Source organism: Pseudorhizobium banfieldiae (assembly GCF_000967425.1).
Lineage (GTDB): Bacteria > Pseudomonadota > Alphaproteobacteria > Rhizobiales > Rhizobiaceae > Neorhizobium > Neorhizobium banfieldiae.
This window is the reverse complement of sequence record NZ_FO082820.1, coordinates 2,786,191-2,809,084: the sequence shown is the minus strand read 5'-3', so window position 1 is coordinate 2,809,084 and position 22,894 is coordinate 2,786,191. Positions and strand designations below refer to the sequence as shown.

Genomic DNA, 22,894 nt, shown 5'->3' with positions numbered 1-22,894 from the left:
AAGTGCTGGCTGCGGTTCCAGTTCGAAGACGGACAGTCTGCACAGGCGCCTGTTTCAGGTCGCGTTGCGTCTAATTGAGCTCCTGTTGGAAGGTCCGACTGCCCGCTCCTGATGGGGGACGCAGGAAAGCATCCTGGCTTGCCCGCACCGCAGCGTAGATGAAGTCCGACACGGACCGCACTCTCGGCACGTTGCTGAGGTCGCGGTGGCAGGCGAGCCAGTAGTTGCGAGTGAGCGTGATCTCCTGCGGCAGGACGATCTGGAGATCCGGCTGCCGACGGGCGATGAAATGGGGCAGCACGCAAAGGCCGAGGCCGTTCTTCGTTGCAGTGAGCTGTGCGAAGATGCTGGAGCTCTGGAACTGCGGCCTGATTCCCGGATGGACGTCGCCGAGGTAATCCAGGCCCGGCGCAAAGATCATGTCCTGGATATAGCCGATGAACGGATGCGCCAGGAGATCGTCACGTTCGCGAATCGGGGCCGCCTGGGCGAGATAGTCGCGCGAGGCATAGACGTTCAGCGTGTAGTCGGTGATCTTCTCGGTGCGATAGGGGCCGGCCTTTGGCGGGTCGAGCGTAACGGCGATGTCTGCCTCCTTGCGGGAGAGCGACATGATCTGCTGGATTGTCACCAGTTCCAGCGAGATATTCGGATGGTGTTCGAAGAAGGCTCCCATCTGCTGCGAAAAGAAGAAGTTGGCAAAGCCTTCCGGCGCGCTCAACCGGATGACGCCGCGCTGGATCATCGCGCCGGCGGCGACATCCGCCTGAAGCCGATCGGTCTCGGCCTCGATCTTCTCTGCGGTTTCGACGAAGCGCTGGCCGACGGTCGTCAGCACATAGCCGCGCGGATTGCGCTCGAAGAGCTTCACCTTCAGCACGAATTCCAGCCTGTCGATCCGTCGTGAAACGGTCGCGTGGCTCGTTCGCAGGTGACGGGCAGCGGTGGATAGCTGGCCTGTCCTGGCAACCGCCAGGAAGTACTGCAAGTCGTCCCAGGTAAAGCTCGGATTGGCTGACATTGTCTCTTCTGTTCAAAAATGCACAGACCTTGTTTGCAATTAGATGCTCATATCGCCTTGCGTCAATCACCGAATTCCGGAACGATGCGTCGCGGTAAGGGTCGCCTTGAGGAGGGCGATCTTCCAAAATTGAACAGATTCACAATCTGGCTTTCTCTGGGAGGAGAACATCATGCGGAAGAACATCGTCACGTCGCTCGCAATCCTGCTGGCGGGTAGCACCGCCGCACTGGCGCAAAGCGCCTCGGACGGCAAGGTCAAGATCGGCATCCTGAACGACCAGTCCGGCGTCTATGCCGACTTCGGCGGCAAGTCGTCTGTCGAAGCCGCGAAGATGGCAATCGAGGATTTCGGTGGGAAGGTGCTGGACGTTCCGGTCGAGCTGGTCGATGCCGACCACCAGAACAAGCCCGACATCGCGTCCAACATTGCTCGCCAGTGGTATGACACGGAGCAGGTCGATGCGATCATGGAGCTGACGACATCGTCGGTTGCGCTCGCAGTACAGGCGCTGAGCAAGGAAAAGAAGAAGATCAACATGGTCACGGGTGCCGCGACGACGGACCTGACCGGAAAGCAGTGCAGCCCGTACGGCTTCCATTGGGCCTATGACACGCACGCACTCGCCGTCGGCACCGGTGGCGCGCTCGTGAAGCAGGGCGGCGACAGCTGGTTCTTCCTGACGGCGGACTATGCCTTCGGCTACTCGCTTGAAGAGCAGACGGGTACTTTCGTGAAGTCGGCTGGCGGAAACGTGGTCGGTGCCGTTCGTCATCCGCTCGCCACGAATGACTTCTCGTCATTCCTGCTGCAGGCGCAGTCCTCCGGTGCCAAGGTCATCGGCCTCGCCAATGCCGGTCTCGATACCGCCAACGCGATCAAGCAGGCTGCCGAGTTCGGCATCACTGCGGGTGGTCAGAACCTCGCGGCCCTGTTGTTTACGTTGGCGGAAGTTCATGGTCTCGGCGTCGAGGCAGCGCAGGGGCTGACGCTGACGGAAGGCTATTACTGGAACCTCGATGACCAGAGCCGCGAGTTCGGCAAGCGCTTCTTCGAGCGGACAGGCAAGATGCCGAACATGGTCCATGCAGGCACCTATTCCTCCGTGATGCAGTATCTGAAGGCCATCGAGAAGGCTGGAACGGATGAGACTGAAGCGGTTGCCAAGGCTCTTCACGAGATGCCGGTCGATGACTTCTTCGCTCGTAACGGCAAGGTCGGAGCCAATGGCCGTATGATCCATGACATGTATCTGCTCCAGGTCAAGAAGCCGGGCGAAAGCGACGAGCCGTGGGACTACTTCAGTGTTCTGTCGACGATCCCGGGCGACGAAGCCTATATCGACCCCGCCAAGAGCGGCTGCGAACTGGTGAAGTAAGCCGTCATGGCAATTAATGCGGTTCAGACGCATGAGGAGCCGCGGGTGGTGCTTTCCGCCCGCGGCCTCACCAAGGTGTTCGGGGCTTTCGCGGCGGTGAAGGATGTCGATCTCGATGTCCATCACGCTCGCGTGCACGCGCTGATCGGGCCGAACGGTGCCGGCAAGACCACGGTCTTCAACCTTCTCACCAAATTCCTCCAGCCTTCGGCCGGCACGATCAACCTGCTGGGAACGGACATTACCAACACCGCGCCTGACAAGGTGGCGCGCATGGGGCTGGTGCGCTCGTTCCAGATTTCGGCGGTCTTTCCGCACCTGACGGTGCTGGATAACGTGCGGGTGGCGCTGCAGCGGCCCAACAATCTGGCAACGCAATTCTGGCTGCCGATGTCGTCGCTCGATCGCCTGAACCAGCGCGCCGAGGAGCTCCTTGCGGCGGTTGGGCTGGCTGACGCCCGCAACACGGTCGCGGCAGATCTATCCTATGGCCGCAAGCGCGTGCTCGAAATCGCCACCACATTGGCGCTCGATCCCAAGGTCCTGCTGCTCGACGAGCCCATGGCCGGCATGGGGCAGGAGGACATCGGCACCGTTTCCAGCATTATCCGCAACGTCGCCAAGGAGCGCGCCGTGCTGATGGTCGAACACAATCTTTCAGTCGTCGCCGATATCTGCCATCACGTGACCGTCCTGCAGCGCGGCGAGATCCTTGCCGAAGGCGATTATGCGACCGTCAGCCAGGACCCGCGGGTTCGCACCGCCTACATGGGCACCGAGGAGGCCTGACATGAAACCGCTGCTTCAGGTTTCCGGCCTCAATGCCTGGTACGGAGAGAGCCATGTCCTGCACGGCGTCGACATGACGGTCGGCGAAGGTGAGATGGTCACCATTCTCGGCCGCAACGGCGTCGGCAAGACGACGACACTGAGGACGATCATGGGCATCGTTCGCGAGCGCAAGGGCCAGATCCTTTTCGACGGCCGGGACATGATGGAGGTGCCGCTCCATCGCACGGCTCATGCGGGGATTGGCTTCGTGCCGGAGGAGCGGGGAATATTCGCGACGCTGACGGTCGAGGAGAACCTCATGCTGCCGCCGGTCGTCGCCGGTACCGGCATGGGGCTCGACGAGATCTACGAACTCTTCCCCAACCTCCTCGAGCGGCGGACGAGCCCGGGCACGAAGCTTTCCGGCGGTGAACAGCAGATGTTGGCGATCGCCCGCATTCTTCGCACCGGTGTCCGGTTGCTGGTCCTTGACGAGCCGACGGAGGGCCTCGCGCCCGTCATCGTCCAGAGGATCGGCGAGGTTCTGAAGAAACTCAAGGAACGGGGCATGACCGTGCTTCTGGTGGAGCAGAACTTCCGCTTTGCCAGCCGCGTCGCCGATCGTTTCTATCTCATGGAGCATGGCCAGATGGTGGCCGACTTCCCCGTCGGCGAACTGCCCGAGCGGATGGACATGCTTCACAAGGTTCTGGGGGTTTAACCATGACGATGATCTTCGGGATCCCGATCCAGGCATTTCTCGGGCAGTTGCTCATCGGACTGATCAACGGCTCCTTCTATGCCCTTCTCAGCCTCGGGCTGGCGGTGATCTTCGGCCTATTGCGGGTGATCAATTTCGCTCACGGGGCGCAGTACATGCTGGGTGCCTTCGTGGCGCTGCTCCTCCTGCAGTATTTCGGCATCAACTACTGGATCGCTCTCTTCGTTGCGCCTGTCATCGTAGGAGTTGTGGGTGCCGCCATCGAGCGGACAATGCTGAGCCGGCTCTACAAGCTAGACCATCTCTACGGCCTGCTCTTCACCTTCGGACTGGCGCTTACGATCGAGGGAACCTTCCGCTACCTTTACGGCGCGGCCGGACAACCCTATTCGGTTCCCGCAGCCTTGGCCGGCGGCACCAATCTCGGCTTCATGTTCCTGCCGATCTATCGCGGCTGGGTCGTGGTCATCTCTCTTGTCGCCTGCATCGCCACATGGCTGCTGATCGAGAAGACCAAGCTCGGTTCCTATCTCCGGGCTGCAACCGAAAATCCGGTGCTCGTGCAGGCCTTCGGCGTTAACGTGCCCTTGCTCCTGACCTTCACCTATGGGCTCGGAGCGGCACTGGCGGCCTTTGCCGGCGTGCTTGCGGCTCCGATCTACCAGGTCTCGCCGCTGATGGGTACGAACATCATCATCGTCGTCTTCGCCGTCGTCGTCGTCGGTGGCATGGGCTCGATCATGGGCGCCATCATCACGGGCTATATGCTCGGCATTGCAGAGGGACTGACCAAGGTCTTCTATCCCGAAGCCTCCAACATCGTCATCTTCGTCATCATGGCGATCGTGCTGCTCATCAGGCCGGCAGGCCTCTTCGGACGGGATGCGTGACATGAGCCATACCACCGACACAACAACCGGCATCCGGAGCGAAAAGGCCCCGACGGTATCGTTCACATACGCGGCGTTCCTTCTGGCGGGACTTGCCTTCCTGCTGGTCGCGCCGATGTTCTTCTATCCGATCTTCCTGATGAAGCTCCTCTGCTTCGCCCTCTTTGCCTGCGCCTTCAATCTGCTGCTCGGCTATACGGGGCTTCTGTCCTTCGGGCATGCCACCTTTTTCGGGGGTGCAGCCTATTTCACCGCGCATGCGGTGAAGGAATGGGGCTGGACGCCGGAGCTTGGCGTACTGCTCGGCGTGGCGGGCGCGGCCGTGCTCGGCCTCGTCATGGGCTTCGTCGCCATCCGCCGCCAGGGCATCTATTTCGCGATGATCACGCTGGCCTTGTCGCAGATGTTCTTCTTCTTCTGCCTTCAGGCAGAGTTCACACGCGGCGAGGACGGCATCCAGCAGGTGCCGCGCGGACATCTCTTCGGCTTCATTGATCTCAATGTGGCGACGAACATGTACTACTTCGTGCTGGCCGTCTTCGTCATCGGCCTCGCCGTCATATGGCGCTTCGTCAACTCGCCCTTCGGCATGATCCTGAAGTCGATCCGCGAGAACGAGGCACGGGCGACGTCGCTCGGCTACTCCGTCGCACACTACAAGCTCGGCGCCTTCGTCATGTCGGCAGCGCTCGCCGGCCTCGCCGGCGGTGTGAAGTCGCTCGTCTTCCAGTTCGCGACGCTGACGGACGTGACCTGGCAGATGTCGGGCGAGGTGATCCTGATGACTCTGCTTGGGGGGATCGGCACCCTGATCGGACCGATCTTCGGTGCTGGTCTGGTGGTGACGCTACAGAACTATCTGGCTACCTCCGATTTCCCGGTCACGATCATCACCGGCGTCGTCTTCATGGTCTGCGTGCTCGTCTTCCGTCGCGGCATCATCGGCGAGTTCTACGCCTCGCGGCTCGGTCGCAGGCTCGGGTTCGAACACAGGCAGTAGGCGGACCGGACGCGCCTGGGCGCGCGTCCATCGCACAAAATCGAGGCCACTGGACTGCAGGCTCCGCCTGTGGTGACGGCGAGCCTTTGGAGACGTGGCATGGAACAGTACGACTACATCGTCGTGGGGGCAGGAAGCGCCGGATGCGTGCTCGCCAATCGGCTGTCGGCTGACAGCCGCAACCGTGTGCTGCTCTTGGAAGCAGGGGGCACCGACAATTATCACTGGGTTCATATTCCGGTCGGCTATCTTTACTGCATCAACAACCCGCGCACCGACTGGTGCTTCACCACCGAGAAGGAAGAGGGGCTGAACGGCCGCTCGCTCTCCTATCCGCGCGGCAAGCTGCTGGGCGGCTGCTCATCCATCAACGGCATGATCTACATGCGCGGTCAGGCGCGAGATTATGACCTCTGGCGTCAGCTGGGTTGCGAAGGCTGGGGGTGGGACGATGTGCTGCCCTATTTCAAGAAATCGGAGGACCATTACCGTGGCGCCGACGACCTCCACGGCGCTGGCGGTGAATGGCGGGTGGAGAAGTCGCGGGTGCGCTGGGCGGTGCTCGATGCGTTCCAGAAGGCGGCCGAGGAGGCCGGCATCCCGATCACCGAAGACTTCAACCGCGGCTCCAACGAAGGTTCCGGATATTTCGACGTGAATCAGCGGTCGGGGATACGCTGGAACACCTCCAAGGCCTTCCTTCGCCCGGCCAAGGGAAGGCGCAACCTGACTGTCCTGACCAAGGCCCATGCACGGCGCCTGATCGTCGAGGGCGGCGAGGTGAAGGGCATCGAATTCCAGCATGGCGGAGTTGCAAAGCGAGCCTTCGCCTCCCGCGAAACCATCCTGAGTGCCGGTTCCATCGGCTCGCCGCAGATCCTCGAACTCTCCGGCATCGGCCGCGGCGACGTGCTGCAGCAGGCGGGCGTCGAAGTCGTCAAGGAGGTGAAGGGTGTTGGCGAGAACCTGCAGGATCACCTGCAGCTGCGCATGGTCTACAAGGTGACAGGCGTCCCGACGCTCAACGAAAAGGCATCCCGCCTTATCGGCAAGGCGGCGATCGGTCTCGAATACGCCTTCCGCCGCTCAGGGCCGATGTCCATGGCGCCGAGCCAGCTTGGGATATTCACGCGGTCAGGCCCGGACAAGGAGATGCCCGACCTGCAGTACCACATCCAGCCGGTCTCGCTCGACAAGTTCGGCGACCCTGTGCATGGGTTCCCGGCCATGACTGCGAGCGTGTGCAACCTCAGGCCGGAAAGCCGTGGCTCGGTTCACGTGAAGAGCAGCGATTTTGCTGCAACGCCGGCGATCAGGCCAAACTACCTGTCGTCAGCGGCCGACCGCGAGGTCGCCGTCAAGGCGATCCGGCTCACGCGCGAGATCGTCCGGATGCCATCCTTCGCGCGGTACCATCCGGAGGAGTACAAGCCGGGGCCCAGCTACGACAGCGACGCCGATCTTGAAAAGGCGGCGGGCGATATCGGAACAACCATCTTTCACCCGGTCGGCACCGTGCGCATGGGAGCCGATCCCGACAGCGTTGTCGATCCGCGCCTGAGGCTGCGAGTGCTCGGACGGCTGCGCGTAGCGGATGCGTCGATCATGCCGAATATCGTTTCCGGCAACACCAATTCCCCGACTATCATGATCGCCGAGAAGGCGGCGGAGATGATTCTGGCCGACAATCAATGAACAGGGAGGCAGGGCGATGAGCGACGAAGTCATTCTCGACAGGGTGGGATCGGCGGCGGTGATCCGGCTCAATCGGCCGAAGGCGCTGAACAGCCTCAACCTGCCAATGGTTCGCGCGATCCGCGAGGCGATGGAGCAGTATCTGGACGATGCGTCCATCAAGGCGGTCATCCTGACGGGAGAAGGCGAGCGAGGTCTCTGTGCCGGCGGCGACATTCGCGTGCTCTACGACATGGGAAAGGCGAGAGATCCGGAGGCGACCCGATTCTGGCGGGAGGAATTTCCGCTCAATTATGCCATTTCGCACTATCCCAAACCGTATGTCGTTCTGATGGACGGCATCACAATGGGGGGCGGTGTCGGGCTTTCGGCGCATGGCCGTCATCGCATCGTGACCGAGCGGACGCGGCTCGCCATGCCCGAGACCGGCATCGGCTATTTCCCGGATGTGGGTGCCACCTGGCTCCTGCCGCAGGCTCCCGGTGAAGTGGGAACCTGGATGGGGCTCACCGGCATCGAAGTCGACGCAGCCGGTGCGATCTACGCGGGACTTGCCGACGTGCTTGTACCGTCCGATCAACTGGATGCGCTTGTGGAAGCGATCGGGGCGTTGGCTGGAGAGGCAGAGGACGGAAATGTCGAAGCGACGATCGCTCGCTTCACACTCCCTCCGGGGGAGAGCGCACTCGAGAAGAACCGGTCTGTGATCGATCGCTGCTTTGGCTTCGACCGTGTCGAAGACATCCTTGAAGCACTCGCCGATGAGGGTGGGGAGTTCGCCGCCACCACCCGCGACACCATGCTCAAGCGTTCTCCGACCAGCCTAATGCTGACATTGCGCCTGCTGCGCGCGGGGCGGCAGAGCTCGGGGCTCGTGGAATGTCTCGAACGGGAGTTCAGCGCGGGCGTGGAGATTCTGCGCAATCACGACTTCTATGAAGGGGTGCGTGCGGCAATCATCGACAAGGACCGCAACCCGCAGTGGTCGCCTGCAAGCCTCGATGAGGTGCAGGCGGAGAGCATCGACGCCTATCTCGGCGGCAAGCACGGCAGCCTGTTTCCCGACCATCGCCTCTGAGTACCCCAAAGTGGGCTTCTCTCCTGGCGGTGGGAGAATCTGTCGTGCGGCTACCGATAAAAGGAACAGAATTCCCATGCGCGCTGCGGCGTGGGGCGCCGGTTCCTCGCAGTCGCAAGGATCAATCGGTACCTTCCGGGCATCAACGAATTCCGGAGACCTCCATGAACCGCCTCCTCGTCCTTGGCACTGCTCTCGCCGCCCTGTTTGCCGCGCCGGCCTTTGCGCAGTCGCCGAACACCCTCCTCAATGCGTCCTATGATATTGCCCGCGAAATTTTTGCGGCGGAGAACGAAGCCTTTGTGAAGCAAAATCCCGGCGTCACCATCGACCAGTCGCATGCCGGTACGTCGAAGCAGGCGCGTGCAATCGTCGAGGGCCTGGAAGCGGATGTCGTCACCTTCAACCAGGTCACGGACATCGACTTCCTGGTGAAGCAGGGCTTCGTTTCGGATGACTGGCAGCAGGATTTCCCAAATAGCGCCTCTCCCTTCTACTCCTTCCCGTCCTTCCTGGTGCGCGAGGGCAACCCGAAGAACATCAAGGACTGGAACGACCTGGCGCGCGACGACGTGCAGGTGATCTTCCCGAACCCGAAGACCTCGGGCAATGCCCGCTACACCTATCTCGCGGCAACCGCTTACGCGAAGGAAGCCTTCGGTGGAGACGAGGAGAAGGTCGAAGAGTTCATCAGCAAAATTTTCGACAACGTCCCGGTCTTCGACACTGGCGGCCGCGCCGCAACGACCACATTCGTCGAGCGCGAGATCGGCGATGTGATCATCACGTTCGAGGCCGAGACCCGCGCTATCGCCAAGCAGTATGGCGAAGACAAGTTCGACGCGGTCGTGCCGTCCGTCAGCCTGCTTGCGGAGTTCCCGGTGGCGATTGTCGACAAGGTGGTGGACAAGCGTGGCTCCCGCAATCTCGCAAAGAGCTATCTCGACTTCCTCTATACGGAAGAAGGGCAGCGGATTGCCGCCGAATTCGGTCACCGTGTCCACAACGAAACGGTTTCCGCCGAATTCAAGGACCAGTTCCCGGATATCCGTCTCGTCAACGTCGATGATGTCTTCGGTGGCTGGAGCAAGATTCAGGAGGAGCACTTCGCCTCCGGCGCCACGCTCGACACGCTGTACGGCAGCCGCTGATCCGTCTCCCAGGACGACCCTCCCGGCGGTCGAGAGACCGTCGGGTTTCGCATTCCAAGAACAGGGGAATACGCTTGAGACGCAATGTCCTGCCGGGACTGTCACTTTCGCTCGGCGTCACGCTCTTCTATGTCGGCCTGATCGTGGTGCTGCCCCTCACGGCACTGATCTTCAAGGCGGCCAGCCTTGGTCCTGCCGATTACTGGTCGATCATCTCGTCGCCGCGGGCGGTGGCAAGCTACCGCGTGACGGTGCTCACTGCACTGGGCGCGACGGCGTTCAACCTGGTCTTCGGTCTGGCGTTGGCCTGGGTCCTGACCCGCTACCGCTTCCCCGGCTGGCGGCTCGTCGATGCCATGGTCGACCTCCCTTTCGCCTTGCCCACCGCCGTTGCGGGAATTTCGCTGACCGCGCTGTTTGCCAGTAACGGCTGGTTCGGCTCGTTCCTTTCCGACCTGGGAATCAAAGTCGCCTATACGCCGCTCGGCATCATGATCGCCATGTGCTTCACGTCGCTGCCCTTCATCGTGCGGACGGTGCAGCCGGTGCTGGAGGATCTCGATCCGGCGCTGGAAGAGGCAGGGCAATCACTGGGCGGCTCGGACTGGACGATCTTCTGCAAGGTGATCTTTCCCCTGCTGAAGCCGGCACTCCTGGCCGGGCTGTCGCTCTCCTTCGCGCGCTCGCTGGGCGAGTTCGGTGCCATCATCTTCATCGCCGGCAACCAGCCCATGTCGACGGAGATCACGGCTCTTCTCGTCTTCATCCGCCTGGAGGAATACGACTACCAGGCCGCCGCCGCCATCGCCTCCGTCCTGCTCTTCACGGCCTTTGCAATGCTGGCGATTACCAACCTGCTGCAGGCGCGGGCCTTGCGCTACACCGTGAGGAACTGAAGATGTCTGCCGCCCATCCCGGCCGCAAGCCGCCGCGCGTCGGCGACCAGCCACTATTCCGCCGGTCCCTGATCGCACTCGTACTGATCATCGGCGCGCTACTGATCCTGGCCCCGCTCATCGTCATCGGGTTCGAGGCCTTCTCGGAAGGCTGGCGCGTCTATGCCTCGACCCTCGTTCATCCCGACACACGCCACGCCATTTTCCTGACGGTGGTAACCGCGTTGATCGCCGTCCCGATCAATACGATCTTCGGGGTGGCCGCAGCCTGGGCGATCACCAAGTTCGATTTCCCTGGTCGCCGTTTCCTGCTGGTGGTGATCGAAATCCCATTCTCGATTTCGCCGATCGTCGCCGGTGTCGCCTATCTTTTCGTCTACGGTTTGCAGGGTTATCTCGGGCCACTGTTCGACGCCTACGATGTGAAGGTGCTGTTCGCGCTGCCTGGCATCGTGCTTGCCTCCATGTTCGTCACCGCACCCTTCGTGGCGCGTGAACTTATCCCGCTGATGCAGGCGCAGGGGCGGGACCTCGAGGAAGCTGCGACCTCGCTCGGGGCATCGGGCTGGCGAACCTTCTTTTCCGTCACGCTTCCGAACATCAAGTGGGCCCTGCTCTACGGGGTGGTGCTCTGCAATGCCCGCGTGATGGGTGAGTTCGGCGCCGTGTCCGTCGTGTCCGGAAATATCCGCGGCCAGACGAACACCCTGCCGCTGCACATCGAGCTGCTCTACCATGACTACCAGGCGGCCGGCGCCTTCGCCTCGGCCTCCATACTGGCGGTCATCGCCGTATTCACCATCATCGCCAAGGTCGCGCTGGAGCGGCAGGGTGCGGGACGTGTTCGTCGTCCCGCCTTGTCTGCGCCGGTTGTGCCTGCCGTGGAGCCAAAGCCATGAAGATCCGCCTCGAGCACGTCGTCAAAACTTTTGATACCTTCCGCGCCGTCCGGGACGTCTCGCTGGACATTGAGAGCGGTGAACTGGTCGCCCTGCTCGGACCCTCGGGTTCCGGCAAGACGACGATCCTGCGCATGGTCGCCGGGCTCGAATACGCCGATGGCGGGCACATCTATTTCGGGGAGCAGGACGCGACGGACATTCCGGTGCGCGAGCGCGGCGTCGGTTTCGTCTTCCAGCACTATGCGCTCTTCCCGCACATGACCGTGGCGGAGAACATCGCCTTCGGGATGAAGGTCTCGAAGGTCAAGCGCGAGAAGGCGGTGATCGCCCAGCGCGTCGAGGATCTGTTGCGGCTCGTGCGGCTGGAGGGTCTGGGGGAACGGTTCCCGGCACAGATTTCCGGCGGGCAGCGTCAGCGTGTCGCCCTGGCCCGGGCCCTTGCCGTTGATCCGAAAGTGCTGCTGCTCGATGAACCCTTCGGCGCACTCGATGCCGCCGTTCGCCGCGATCTGCGGCGCTGGCTGCGAGAGATCCACGACGAACTCGGGATTACCACGCTCTTCGTGACCCACGATCAGGAAGAGGCGCTCGACCTTGCGGACCGGGTGGTGATCCTGAACGAGGGGACGATCGTGCAGGAGGGAACACCGGAGACCGTTTGCCGCGATCCGAAGTCTGCCTTTGTGACCCGCTTCCTCGGTGACGCCAACCGGTTTTCGGCGGAGGTGCGCGGCGGCGTCGCCTATTCGGGAGGCGCTTCGGTGCCTGCTCGTGGCGTGGAAGATGGCGCGGCAGAGGTCTATGCGCGTCCCGGTGATCTCGATTGGTCACCTACGGGGCCCGGTATCGCTGCGACCATCACGCGTGTCCTCGATCGGCCCGGCGGACGTCGCGTCATGGCGATCACGGTGGACGGTGAACATATGGAGTTCGACGTGGAGCCGGAACTGGCGATCCGAGCGGGCGAGCAGGGTTTCGTGACGCTGCGGCGGGCACAGGTGTTTGCTGCCGAGTAGGCGAGATACGTAAAAAGGCCGGCGGATCGATCCGCCGGCTTTTTTACATAGCGCGAGGACGCCTCAGTTCATCTGGGTGACGAAACGGGTCTCCAGGTAGGCCTCGACTGCTTCGGAGCCGCCTTCCGTGCCGTATCCGGAATCCTTGATGCCGCCGAAGGGCACTTCCGGGATCGACAGTCCGTTGTGGTTGATGGTCAGCATACCGGCCTCCATGTTGCGGCTCAGCGCGTGCGCCGTCTTCACGGAACCCGTGAAGGCGTAGGAGGCGAGCCCGAAGGGCAGGCGGTTCGCTTCCTCGAGCGCGTCCTCAACCGACGAGAAGCGGTTGATGATGGCGAGCGGACCGAACGGCTCGTCGTTCATCATCTTGGCCGAAGTCGGCACGTCTGCGAGCACGGTCGGCTCGAAGAAATGTCCCTTGTTGCCGATGCGCTTGCCGCCGCTCTTCAACTCCGCTCCGTGGGAAATGGCGTCGTGAATCATCTCCTCCATCGCGGGGATGCGGCGCTCGTTCGCAAGCGGCCCCATGGTCACGCCTTCTTGCAGCCCGTTGCCCACCTTGATCGCCTGGGACGCCTTCACGAAACCTTCGAGGAAGCGATCGGCGATACCGTCCTGCACCAGGAAGCGGGTGGGTGCGACGCAGACCTGGCCTGCATTGCGGTACTTCGCGGCCGCGGTCACCTCAATTGCCTTTTCCAGATCGGCATCGTCGAAGATGATCGCCGGGGCATGGCCGCCGAGTTCCATCGTGGCGCGCTTCATGTGCTTGCCGGCCAGGGCTGCCAGGTGCTTACCCACCGGAGTGGAACCGGTGAAGGAAATCTTGCGGATGACCGGATGCGGGATCAGGTACTCAGAGATTTCGGACGGAATGCCATAGACCAGGTTCACGACGCCCGCCGGCACACCGGCGTCAACGAAGACGCGGATCAGTTCCGCCGGAGAGGCGGGAGTTTCCTCGGGCGCCTTGACGATGATGGAGCAGCCCGTGCACAGCGCTGCGGAGAGCTTGCGGACGATCTGGTTGATCGGGAAGTTCCAAGGCGTGAAGGCGGCAACGGGGCCGACGGGGAGCTTCACCGTCATCTGCGATACGCCGCTGAAGCGCGACGGGATGACCTGCCCGTAGGTGCGACGGCCCTCTTCGGCGAACCAGTCGATCGTGTCGGCCGCGCCGAGGATCTCGGCCTTGGACTGTGCCAGCGGCTTGCCCTGTTCGCGGGTCATCAGCCAGGAGACGTAGCCGACGCGTTCGCGCAGCAACTGGGCGGCCTTGCGCATGATCTTCGAACGCTCGAGAGGAGAGGTTTCCCGCCAGGTCTTGAAGCCGCGTTCAGCTGCGTCAAGCGCCAGGTCGAGATCTGCCTGACGGGCATGTGCAATCTTGCCGATCACCTCTTCCGTAGCCGGATCCGAAACAGGAATGGTCTCGCCGCCGGCGGCGTCGCGCCAGGTGCCATCGATAAAGAGCTGAACGTCGGGATAGGAGTGCATCGCGTAAACCTTCGTGATCTGGAAGACCGGAGCCGGTGGTGCCGGAACGGACATGCCGGCGGCAGAACCTGCTGGCTGGACGCCGGAGGAGCCCCGGGAAATGGCGTGAATAGCGGCAAGATCGCTCTTTCCGCTTCCCTCACATAGGCCTTCCTGCAGATCGATCCAAGGCCCCCGACGACACCGGCGGCCTATGCCGGCGGAAAGCGGCCGCCGGCATAGGTTCAGTGTATCAGAAGAATGCCTGGATGCCGGTCTGGGCACGGCCGAGGATCAGGGCATGGACGTCATGCGTGCCCTCATAGGTGTTAACCGTCTCGAGGTTCTGCGCGTGGCGCATGACGTGATACTCGATCTGGATGCCATTGCCGCCATGCATGTCGCGCGCCTGGCGGGCGATGTCGAGCGCCTTGCCGCAATTGTTGCGCTTGACGATCGAGATCATTTCCGGCGCCATCTTCTTCTCGTCCATCAGGCGGCCGACGCGGAGCGATGCCTGCAGGCCGAGGGCGATCTCGGTCTGCATGTCGGCTAGCTTCTTCTGGTAGAGCTGGGTGCCGGCGAGCGGCTTGCCGAACTGCTTGCGGTCGAGGCCATACTGGCGGGCGCGGAACCAGCAGTCTTCCGCCGCACCCATGACGCCCCAGGAGATGCCGTAGCGGGCGCGGTTGAGGCAGCCAAAAGGCCCTTTAAGTCCGGAGACATTGGGAAGCAGTGCATCTTCACCAACTTCCACGCCCTCCATGACGATCTCGCCGGTGATCGAGGCACGCAGCGACAGCTTGCCGCCGATCTTCGGCGCCGACAGGCCCTTCATGCCCTTTTCGAGCACGAAGCCGCGGATCTCATTGTTATGAGCTTCCGATTTTGCCCAGACGACGAAGACATCCGCGATCGGCGCGTTTGAGATCCACATCTTGGAGCCGCGCAGGCGATAGCCGCCGTTGATCTTCTCGGCGCGGGTCTTCATGCCGCCGGGATCGGAGCCAGCATCCGGCTCCGTCAGTCCGAAGCAGCCGATCAGTTCGCCGGAGACCAGCCCGGGCAGGTACTTGTCCTTCTGCTCCTCGGAGCCATAGGCGTAAATCGGATAGATCACCAGCGAGGACTGGACGCTCATCATCGAACGGTAGCCGCTGTCGATACGCTCGACTTCGCGCGCAACCAGCCCGTAGGCGACGTAGCTTGCATCGGCCGCGCCATATTTCTCCGGAAGCGTCACACCCAGAAGTCCGGCCTGGCCCATCAGGCGGAAGAGTTCCGGCTCGGTCGTTTCATTGAGATAGGCGTCCTGGATGCGAGGCAGAAGCTCCGACTTGCCGAAGGCGGCGGCCGCGTCGCGGATCATGCGCTCTTCATCGGTCAACTGGTCGTCGAGAAGGAAGGGGTCTTCCCAGGAAAATGCTGCGCGTCCGCTCACGGTGAACCTCCAATTGTTGTTGCCGGATTATCGGTCAGCGCCTTAGACACGGCAAGGCGCGTTTACTCATTCTCCCATGACTGATAGTAATACCGGAACATGACCAGCCTCAGTCGACGACTGCTTCCCTCCACTGCTGCGCTTGCGGCATTCGAATCCGTTGCGCGCCTGCGCAGCTTTTCGGCGGCCGCGGAGGAGCTCGCGCTGACGCAGGGGGCGATCAGCCGGCAGGTTTCCGGGCTCGAAGACCTGCTGGGAATCCTTCTCTTCGAGCGAACGAGCCGCGGCGTCGTGCTGACATCGGCGGGGGCGGAATACGCGAAATCGGTCGGTGCCGCCTTGTCGCAGATACGGTCTGCCTCGCTGCAGGCCATGACAAAACGGCATAGCGACACCCTGAACCTCGCGATCCTCCCGACCTTCGGCACACGATGGCTGATGCCCCGCATTCCAGGCTTCGTCGCCCGCCATCCGGAGATCACGCTGAACTTCGCCACCCGCATCGGTGTCTTCGACTTCGATCGGGACGGCATCGACATGGCGATCCATATCGGCCAGCCCGACTGGCCGGGCGCCGACTGTACCTTTCTGATGGAGGAAATGGTTGCGCCGATCTGCAGCCCCGCCTTCCTTGCGGAGCATCCGATCACGCGTCCGGAAGATATCCTGAGCCTGCCGCTGTTGCACATGGCTTCTCGGCCCGGTGCCTGGGCTCACTGGTTCCAGAGCATGGGCATTGCCGGCGGACCTGCCCAAGGCATGCGGTTCGAACAGTTTGGCAGCGTCGCGCAGGCCTGTGCGGCCGGACTGGGCGTCGCTCTGATGCCGCTCTTCCTGATCGATTCCGAACTTGCAACAGGCCAACTGGTGCAGGCCTATCCGCATCAGGTACGCAGCCCGAGCGCCTATTACGCAGTTGCGCCCCTCACCAAGACGGACTTCCGTCCCGTGGTCGCCTTCCGCTCCTGGCTTCTGGAAGAGGTGGAACGCTATCGCGGTGGCGAGGTGATCGCCTGGTAGCATTGCTCAGCTGTTCAGGATCACGAAATTGGGCTTGCGGCCATAGGCGTGCTGGATAGGATTGGCGAGACATCCGCATCCGACTCCCCTTTCAAGCTTCTCAGGACATTCCATGGAACTCGTGTTCGACGGCCACAACGACGTGCTCTTGCGGCTCTGGCGAACGATGAAGGCGGGCGGTGATCCGATTGCCGAGTATATCGGCGGGGTGACGAACGGACATATCGATTCCCCGCGCGCCAGAGCGGGTGGGCTCGCAGGTGGCTTCTGCGCCATCTACATCCCGTCCGGCGACCTGATCCTCAAGGAGCCGGACGCATCCGGCCACTACGACACGCCGCTGGCCGCGCCGCTAGTGCTCGAACCCTCGCTCGAGATCGCTCTCGAAAAGACGGCAATAGCGCTACGGCTGGAAAGGGCAGGGGCGTGGCGCATCTGTCGCTCTACGGCGGACATCCGCCAGGCGATGGCAGACGGGGTGTTTGCATCCGTTCTTCACATGGAGGGTTGCGAGCCGATCGATGCCGATCTCGACAATTTGGAGGTCTTCTATGCGGCGGGGCTGCGGTCGCTGGGACCGGTCTGGAGCCGCAACAATATCTTCGGCCACGGTGTTCCGTTCTCCTACCCGAGGTCGCCGGACGCGGGGCCGGGGCTCACCGAGGCGGGCTTCGAGCTGGTGCGCGCCTGTAACCGGATGGGCATTCTCGTTGACCTTGCGCACATAACCGAACAGGGCTTCTGGGACGTCGCAAAGACCACTGACCAGCCGCTGGTCGCCAGCCATTCGAATGCGCATGCCCTGACACCCGTCGCCCGCAACCTGACCGACCGGCAGCTCGATGCCATCCGGGAGACGAAGGGTATCGTGGGGTTGAACTACGCCGTTACCATGTTGCGGCCCGATGCACGCGACAGTGCCGATACCCCGATTTCGGACATAGTCCGTCATGTGGACTACCTGGTGGAGCGCATGGGAATCGAGCATGTCACCCTCGGATCTGACTTCGACGGGGCCACGATTCCAGCGGCCATAGGGGATGCCGGAGGCACTCAAAATCTGGTTGCGGCCCTCCGGGGCGCGGGATACGGTGACGACGATTTGAAGAAGATTTGCCGGGAGAACTGGCTCAGGATCCTGGCGTCGGCCTGGCGCGAATAGCGGGCCGACTGCCGGAAAAGCAACTGATCAACAGGGGAACAAGAACAATGATCGACTTGCTGAACAAACGCGTGCGCCTGATGGCAACGAGTGCCGCAGTGGCGCTGCTTCTGGCCGGTGCGCCGCAGGCATTTGCGGCAACGCCGGCCGACACGTTGGTGCAGGGCTGGGCCTTCGACGACATCATCACGCTCGATCCCGCGGAAGCCTTCGAGATCTCGACGGCCGAAGTGACCGCCAACACCTACAACAAGCTCGTCGGGCTTGACCTCAACGACACGTCGAAGGTCGTGGGAGAGCTTGCCGACAGCTGGACCGTCTCCGATGATGGACTGACCTACACGTTCAAGCTGAAGCCTGGCCTCACCTTCGCTTCGGGCAACCCGATCACCGCGGACGATGTTGCCTTCTCGTTCGAGCGTGCCGTCAAGCTCGACAAGTCCCCCGCCTTCCTGCTGACCCAGTTCGGGCTCACCGGCGACAACGTCACAGAGAAGGCGAAGGCCGCCGACGAAAGCACGTTCGTACTCACCGTCGACAAGCCCTATGCACCGAGCTTCGTCCTTAACGTGCTGACCTCGACTGTGGCGTCGGTCGTCGACAAGAAGCTGGTCATGGAGAACGCTCAGCCAGTCACTCCGAGCGAGGACTACAAGTACGACAGCGATTTCGGCAATGCCTTCCTGAAGACCGGCTATGCCGGTTCGGGCCCGTTCAAGCTGCGCGAATGGCGTGCGAACGAGGTCGTCGTGCTGGAGCGGAACGACAGCTATTTCGGCGAAAAGGCCCCTCTGGCACGGGTCATCTACCGCCACATGAAGGAGAGTGCAGGCCAGCGCCTTGCGCTCGAGAACGGCGATATTGATGTGGCCCGGAACCTCGAGCCCGGCGACATCCAGGCGATCTCGGACAAGGAAGGTCTCGACACCACATCTGCGCCGAAGGGCACGATCTACTATTTCAGCCTGAACCAGAAGAACGAGAACCTGGCGAAGCCCGAGGTGGTGGAGGCTTTCAAGTATCTCGTCGACTATGACGCGATCGGTGAGACCCTGATCAAGGGGATCGGCACGATCCACCAGACATTCCTTCCCGCCGGCCAGCTCGGAGCGTCGAACGACACGCCGTACAGCCTGAACGTCGAGAAGGCCAAGGAACTGCTTGCCAAGGCAGGACTTGCCGACGGCTTTTCGGTGACCATGGACGTGCGCAATACGCAGCCGGTGACCGGCATTGCCGAAAACGTGCAGCAGACGCTGGCCCAGGCTGGCATCAAGCTGGAGATCATCCCCGGCGACGGCAAGCAGACGCTGACCAAGTACCGCGCGCGCCAGCACGACATCTATATCGGTCAGTGGGGTTCGGACTACTTCGATCCGAACTCCAATGCCGAGACCTTCACCTACAATGCGGACAATTCGGATGAGGGCACCAACAAGACGCTGGCCTGGCGCAATGCCTGGGATCCGCAGGATCTGACTGAGAAGACCCAGGCCGCCCTTCTCGAGAAGGACAGCGACAAGCGCGCGGCCATTTACGAGGAGCTTCAGAAGGAAGTCCTGGAGCGGGGTCCCTTCGTGATTATCTTCCAGCAGACGGAAGTAGCCGGCTATTCGGACAAGCTGAAGAACTACAAGCTCGGTCCGAGCTTCGATACCAACTTCCTCCATAGCGTCTCCAAGGAATAGTCGGGTCGAACCTTGGCTATTTCTGACACCAATGCGACGCTTCGGCGCGGCGAGAGCCGCGCCAGGCGTCGCGGGCTGGCCATCCTCGGCTTCCTGCTGACGGTCGCCACCACATTCCTCGGCCTGCTTGCCGTCACCTTCTTCATCGGCCGCGTCGTGCCGATCGATCCGGCGCTCGCGATCGTCGGTGATCGTGCGCCGGCGCATGTGGTCGAACGGGTAAGGCTGGAGCTCGGCCTTCACCTTCCGCTCTACCAGCAGTTCTGGATCTACCTGAAGCAGGCGCTGTCGGGCGATTTCGGAACCTCGGTCCTGACCACCCACCCCGTGCTCACCGACATCAAGCGGGTCTTCCCCGCGACGATCGAGCTTGCGACCGTCGGCACGATCATCGGTGCGGTCCTGGGCGTGCCGCTTGGCGTGCTCGCAGCCGTCAAGCGGGGCTCCATCATCGACCAGATCGTCCGGGTGATTGGTCTCGTCGGATACTCGGTGCCGATCTTCTGGCTTGGCCTGCTCGCGCTGCTTCTCTTCTATGCGAGGCTCAACTGGGTCGCCTATCCGGGCCGCGTCGACATCGTCTACGAATACAGCTTTACCCCAGTCACCGGGTTCTTCATCCTCGATGCGGCCATGCAGCGACAGTGGGACGTGCTTTGGGATCTCTTCCGGCACATCATCCTTCCCGGCTCGCTGCTCGGCTATTTCTCGCTCGCCTATATCAGCCGCATGACCCGGTCATTCATGCTGAACGAGCTTTCGCAGGAGTATATCGTCGCCGCGCGGGCGAAAGGCCTATCGGAGGCCAGGATCATCTGGTTCCACGCCCTGCGCAACGCGGCGGTCCCCCTCGTCACCGTGATCGCGCTGTCCTATGCGGGTCTTCTCGAAGGCTCTGTGCTGACGGAAACGATTTTTGCCTGGCCGGGGCTCGGACTCTACATCACCAACTCACTGCAGAATGCGGACATGAACGCCGTGCTCGGCGGGACCGTGGTCATCGGCTCCGTCTTCGTCGGCATCAACCTTCTGTCCGACCTTCTCTACCGGACGCTCGACCCAAGGACGCGCAGCCGATGAGCATTGCCGAGACACCTCCCAGACCCTACAGCCGCGAGTGGCTGCTGTCGGACAGGCCGTCGTCGCGCCGGCAGGCGCGGCTCGGTCGCGCCTATGTCATCTGGCGGCGCTTTTCGGAAAACCGCCTCGCCCTTCTCGGTCTGCTGATCCTGCTCGCGCTGCTGTTCGTGGCGGCGTTCGCGGATGTCCTTGCTCCGCACAATCCGTTGCAGGGCGATCTGCGAAACGCACGGCTGCTGCCGCCGGGCGCCGACGGCTATATCCTCGGCACGGACGACCAGGGTCGTGACATCCTCTCGCGCCTGATCCACGGTTCGCGCCTGACGCTGCTGGTCGTGGTGCTGGTCGCGGTCATCGCGGCACCTGTCGGACTGATCGTCGGTACGGTCTCCGGCTATGCCGGTGGATGGGTGGACGCCGTACTGATGCGGATCACCGACATCTTCCTCGCCTTTCCGAAGCTGGTGCTGGCGCTTGCGCTGGTTGCGGCGCTCGGACCCGGCATCGAGAATGCGATCCTGGCGATCGCCGTCACCTCCTGGCCACCCTATGCACGCATCGCCCGGGCGGAGACGATGACCTTCCGCAACTCCGAGTTCATCTCCGCCGTGCGGCTGATGGGTGCTTCTCCGTCGCGGATCGTGCTGCGTCATGTCATGCCCCTCTGCCTCTCGTCGCTGATCGTCAGGGTGACGCTCGACATGGCGGGCATCATTCTGACGGCCGCCGGTCTCGGTTTTCTGGGGCTCGGTGCCCAGCCGCCGCTGCCGGAATGGGGGGCGATGATCGCCTCCGGCCGCCGGTTCATTCTCGACCAGTGGTGGGTGGCCGCCATGCCCGGATTTGCCATCCTGATCGTCAGCCTCGGCTTCAATCTGCTCGGCGACGGACTGCGTGATGCGCTTGATCCGAAGGAGGCGGGGCAATGACGCCGCTCCTGAGCGTGAAGAACCTGCAGGTCAGCTTTCCCACGCGCGCCGGACTGGTCAAGGCCGTTCGCGGGGTCTCCTTCGAACTCGGCCGTGAGCGCTTGGGGATTGTCGGGGAATCGGGCTCTGGAAAGTCCCAGACCGGCCGCGCCATCATGGGGCTGACGGCGCCGCAAGCGGTGATCAGCGCGGATCGATTGACCTTCGCGAACGAGGATCTGCTGCGGTTGTCGCTCAAGGAGCGGCGTCGACTGCGCGGTAGGCGAATGGCCATGGTTCTGCAGGATCCGAAATACTCGCTGAACCCGGTGATGACGATCGGACGTCAGATCGTCGAAACCCTGCAGACGCACGAGGATGTCGGCCGGTCGGAAGCGAAGGCGAGGGTGCTCGCCATGCTGGAGGCAGTACAGATCAATGATCCGGAGCGGGTCTTTACCCTCTATCCGCACGAGGTCTCGGGCGGGATGGGCCAGCGGGCGATGATCGCCATGATGCTGATCTGTGGCCCGGAACTGCTGATCGCCGATGAACCCACGTCTGCGCTCGACGTCACCGTGCAGATCGAGGTACTCGGGATTTTGGACAAGCTCGTAGCCGAACGCGGCATGGGGCTGATCTTCATCAGCCATGACCTGCGCCTGGTCTCGACCTTCTGCGACAGGGTTCTCGTCATGTATGCAGGGCGGGTCGTCGAGGAGCTTTCTTCGGCCAATCTGCACGCGGCGAAACATCCCTATACGCAGGGTCTGCTGAACTGCCTGCCACAGATCGGCGAACATCGCCATCCGCTTCCCGTACTGGAGCGAAAGCCGGAGTGGGCACTATGACGACGGCCCTTTCGGTACGCGACATGACAGTCGTCTATGACGGGTTCGCGGCTCTCGACCGGGTGAGCGTCGACGTCAGTCACGGCGAGTCCTTTGGCATCGTCGGGGAGTCGGGGTCCGGGAAATCCACCCTGCTGCGGGCGGTCACCGGGCTGACCCGCTTCCAGGAGGGAAGCCTGACGGTGGATGGCCGCAGCTATGACGGCCGGAAACGCGACGCGGATTTTTACCGCACCGTCCAGATGGTGTTCCAGGATCCCTACGGCTCACTGCATCCGCGTCAGACGGTGGACAGGCTGTTGCTGGAGCCGCTGGTGATCCACGGTTTCGACGAGGTCGACCGGCGTATTGCAAGGGCCCTGGATGAGGTGGGGCTCGGATCCGGTTTCCGCTTTCGGTATTCGCACCAGCTTTCAGGCGGGCAGCGGCAGCGCGTCGCAATTGCCCGGGCGTTGATCGTCGAGCCGAAGATACTGCTTCTTGATGAGCCCACCTCTGCGCTTGACGCGTCGATCCAGGCGGAGATCCTGAACCTGCTCGAACAGGCCCGCCGCGACCGGCACCTCACCTTCATCATGGTCAGTCACGATCTCGGCGTCATCAGCCACATGTGCGAACGGGTGGCGGTAATGAAGGGCGGTGAAGTCGTGGAGACGGTGCCCGTGGAGGCGCTCGAGAGGCGCGAGTTCTCACAGGACTACACACGTCGGCTGTTGACGGCGAGCGAGGGCTTTCGTCGTGACTGA

General features: G+C 62.5%; 21 protein-coding genes. 18 read left to right on the top strand and 3 right to left on the bottom strand.

Annotated elements, in window-relative coordinates; genetic code table 11:
- Positions 1-70 precede the first annotated feature (70 nt).
- The gene (locus NT26_RS13820; protein ID WP_052639530.1) at positions 71-1,021 is read right to left on the bottom strand and encodes a LysR family transcriptional regulator; all 951 of its coding nucleotides are present in this window, start codon (positions 1,019-1,021) and stop codon (positions 71-73) included.
- A 172-nt stretch (positions 1,022-1,193) separates the two neighbouring features.
- On the opposite strand from NT26_RS13820, the gene NT26_RS13815 reads away from it, so the two are divergent.
- From NT26_RS13815 to NT26_RS13765, 11 genes are all read left to right on the top strand, one after another.
- Positions 1,194-2,399, top strand: a complete 1,206-nt coding sequence (locus NT26_RS13815; RefSeq protein ID WP_052639529.1) for an ABC transporter substrate-binding protein — start codon at positions 1,194-1,196, stop codon at positions 2,397-2,399.
- Between the two features lie 6 nt (positions 2,400-2,405).
- Positions 2,406-3,188 carry an ABC transporter ATP-binding protein gene (locus tag NT26_RS13810; protein ID WP_052639528.1) on the top strand — a complete coding sequence of 261 codons (783 nt, stop codon included), beginning with the start codon at positions 2,406-2,408 and terminating at the stop codon, positions 3,186-3,188.
- A 1-nt stretch (position 3,189) separates the two neighbouring features.
- A complete protein-coding gene (locus NT26_RS13805) occupies positions 3,190-3,891 on the top strand; it encodes an ABC transporter ATP-binding protein (RefSeq protein WP_052639527.1) in 702 nt (233 codons plus the stop codon).
- 2 nt (positions 3,892-3,893) lie between these two features.
- Entirely contained in the window at positions 3,894-4,781 is an 888-nt protein-coding gene (locus NT26_RS13800; protein ID WP_052639526.1) for a branched-chain amino acid ABC transporter permease, read from the top strand.
- Positions 4,774-5,781: a branched-chain amino acid ABC transporter permease gene (locus tag NT26_RS13795; protein WP_052639525.1), complete on the top strand. Its 1,008-nt coding sequence runs from the start codon at positions 4,774-4,776 to the stop codon at positions 5,779-5,781. The genes NT26_RS13800 and NT26_RS13795 overlap by 8 nt, the downstream gene beginning before the upstream one ends.
- Positions 5,782-5,880: 99 nt before the next feature.
- Entirely contained in the window at positions 5,881-7,476 is a 1,596-nt protein-coding gene (locus tag NT26_RS13790; RefSeq protein ID WP_052639524.1) for a GMC family oxidoreductase, read from the top strand.
- Between the two features lie 16 nt (positions 7,477-7,492).
- Positions 7,493-8,554 (top strand): enoyl-CoA hydratase/isomerase family protein, encoded by a 1,062-nt coding sequence (locus tag NT26_RS13785; RefSeq protein WP_052639523.1) that lies wholly within the window; start codon positions 7,493-7,495, stop codon positions 8,552-8,554.
- Between the two features lie 164 nt (positions 8,555-8,718).
- Entirely contained in the window at positions 8,719-9,705 is a 987-nt protein-coding gene (gene cysP, locus NT26_RS13780; protein WP_052639522.1) for a thiosulfate ABC transporter substrate-binding protein CysP, read from the top strand.
- Positions 9,706-9,779: 74 nt separating this feature from the next.
- Complete coding sequence (gene cysT / locus NT26_RS13775; protein ID WP_052639521.1) at positions 9,780-10,601, top strand: sulfate ABC transporter permease subunit CysT; 822 nt, start codon at positions 9,780-9,782, stop codon at positions 10,599-10,601.
- 2 nt (positions 10,602-10,603) lie between these two features.
- On the top strand, positions 10,604-11,500 hold the full coding sequence (gene cysW, locus NT26_RS13770; protein WP_052639520.1) for a sulfate ABC transporter permease subunit CysW: 897 nt from the start codon (positions 10,604-10,606) through the stop codon (positions 11,498-11,500).
- Complete coding sequence (locus NT26_RS13765; protein ID WP_052639519.1) at positions 11,497-12,519, top strand: sulfate/molybdate ABC transporter ATP-binding protein; 1,023 nt, start codon at positions 11,497-11,499, stop codon at positions 12,517-12,519. The genes cysW and NT26_RS13765 overlap by 4 nt, the downstream gene beginning before the upstream one ends.
- A gap of 63 nt (positions 12,520-12,582) precedes the next feature.
- On the opposite strand, the gene NT26_RS13760 is transcribed toward NT26_RS13765, so the two are convergent.
- Together NT26_RS13760 and NT26_RS13755 are read right to left on the bottom strand one after the other, a co-directional pair.
- Positions 12,583-14,019, bottom strand: coding sequence for an NAD-dependent succinate-semialdehyde dehydrogenase (locus NT26_RS13760; RefSeq protein ID WP_052642189.1), 1,437 nt, complete (start codon positions 14,017-14,019; stop codon positions 12,583-12,585).
- A 232-nt stretch (positions 14,020-14,251) separates the two neighbouring features.
- Entirely contained in the window at positions 14,252-15,439 is a 1,188-nt protein-coding gene (locus NT26_RS13755) for an acyl-CoA dehydrogenase (RefSeq protein ID WP_052639518.1), read from the bottom strand.
- A 99-nt stretch (positions 15,440-15,538) separates the two neighbouring features.
- Here NT26_RS13755 and NT26_RS13750 point away from each other — a divergent pair, with 99 nt between their 5' ends.
- The 7 genes from NT26_RS13750 (at position 15,539) to NT26_RS13720 (ending at position 22,894) form a co-directional block, all read left to right on the top strand.
- Positions 15,539-16,459: a LysR family transcriptional regulator gene (locus NT26_RS13750; protein WP_052639517.1), complete on the top strand. Its 921-nt coding sequence runs from the start codon at positions 15,539-15,541 to the stop codon at positions 16,457-16,459.
- Positions 16,460-16,571: 112 nt separating this feature from the next.
- Positions 16,572-17,621 (top strand): dipeptidase, encoded by a 1,050-nt coding sequence (locus tag NT26_RS13745; RefSeq protein ID WP_052639516.1) that lies wholly within the window; start codon positions 16,572-16,574, stop codon positions 17,619-17,621.
- Positions 17,622-17,668: 47 nt separating this feature from the next.
- Complete coding sequence (locus NT26_RS13740; protein WP_052639515.1) at positions 17,669-19,309, top strand: ABC transporter substrate-binding protein; 1,641 nt, start codon at positions 17,669-17,671, stop codon at positions 19,307-19,309.
- An 18-nt stretch (positions 19,310-19,327) separates the two neighbouring features.
- Positions 19,328-20,389 carry an ABC transporter permease gene (locus NT26_RS13735; protein ID WP_425287734.1) on the top strand — a complete coding sequence of 354 codons (1,062 nt, stop codon included), beginning with the start codon at positions 19,328-19,330 and terminating at the stop codon, positions 20,387-20,389.
- On the top strand, positions 20,386-21,318 hold the full coding sequence (locus tag NT26_RS13730) for an ABC transporter permease (protein ID WP_052639513.1): 933 nt from the start codon (positions 20,386-20,388) through the stop codon (positions 21,316-21,318). Before NT26_RS13735 ends, NT26_RS13730 begins: the two co-directional genes overlap by 4 nt.
- Positions 21,315-22,148 (top strand): ABC transporter ATP-binding protein, encoded by an 834-nt coding sequence (locus NT26_RS13725; protein WP_052639512.1) that lies wholly within the window; start codon positions 21,315-21,317, stop codon positions 22,146-22,148. The genes NT26_RS13730 and NT26_RS13725 overlap by 4 nt, the downstream gene beginning before the upstream one ends.
- On the top strand, positions 22,145-22,894 hold the full coding sequence (locus NT26_RS13720; protein ID WP_052639511.1) for an ABC transporter ATP-binding protein: 750 nt from the start codon (positions 22,145-22,147) through the stop codon (positions 22,892-22,894). The genes NT26_RS13725 and NT26_RS13720 overlap by 4 nt, the downstream gene beginning before the upstream one ends.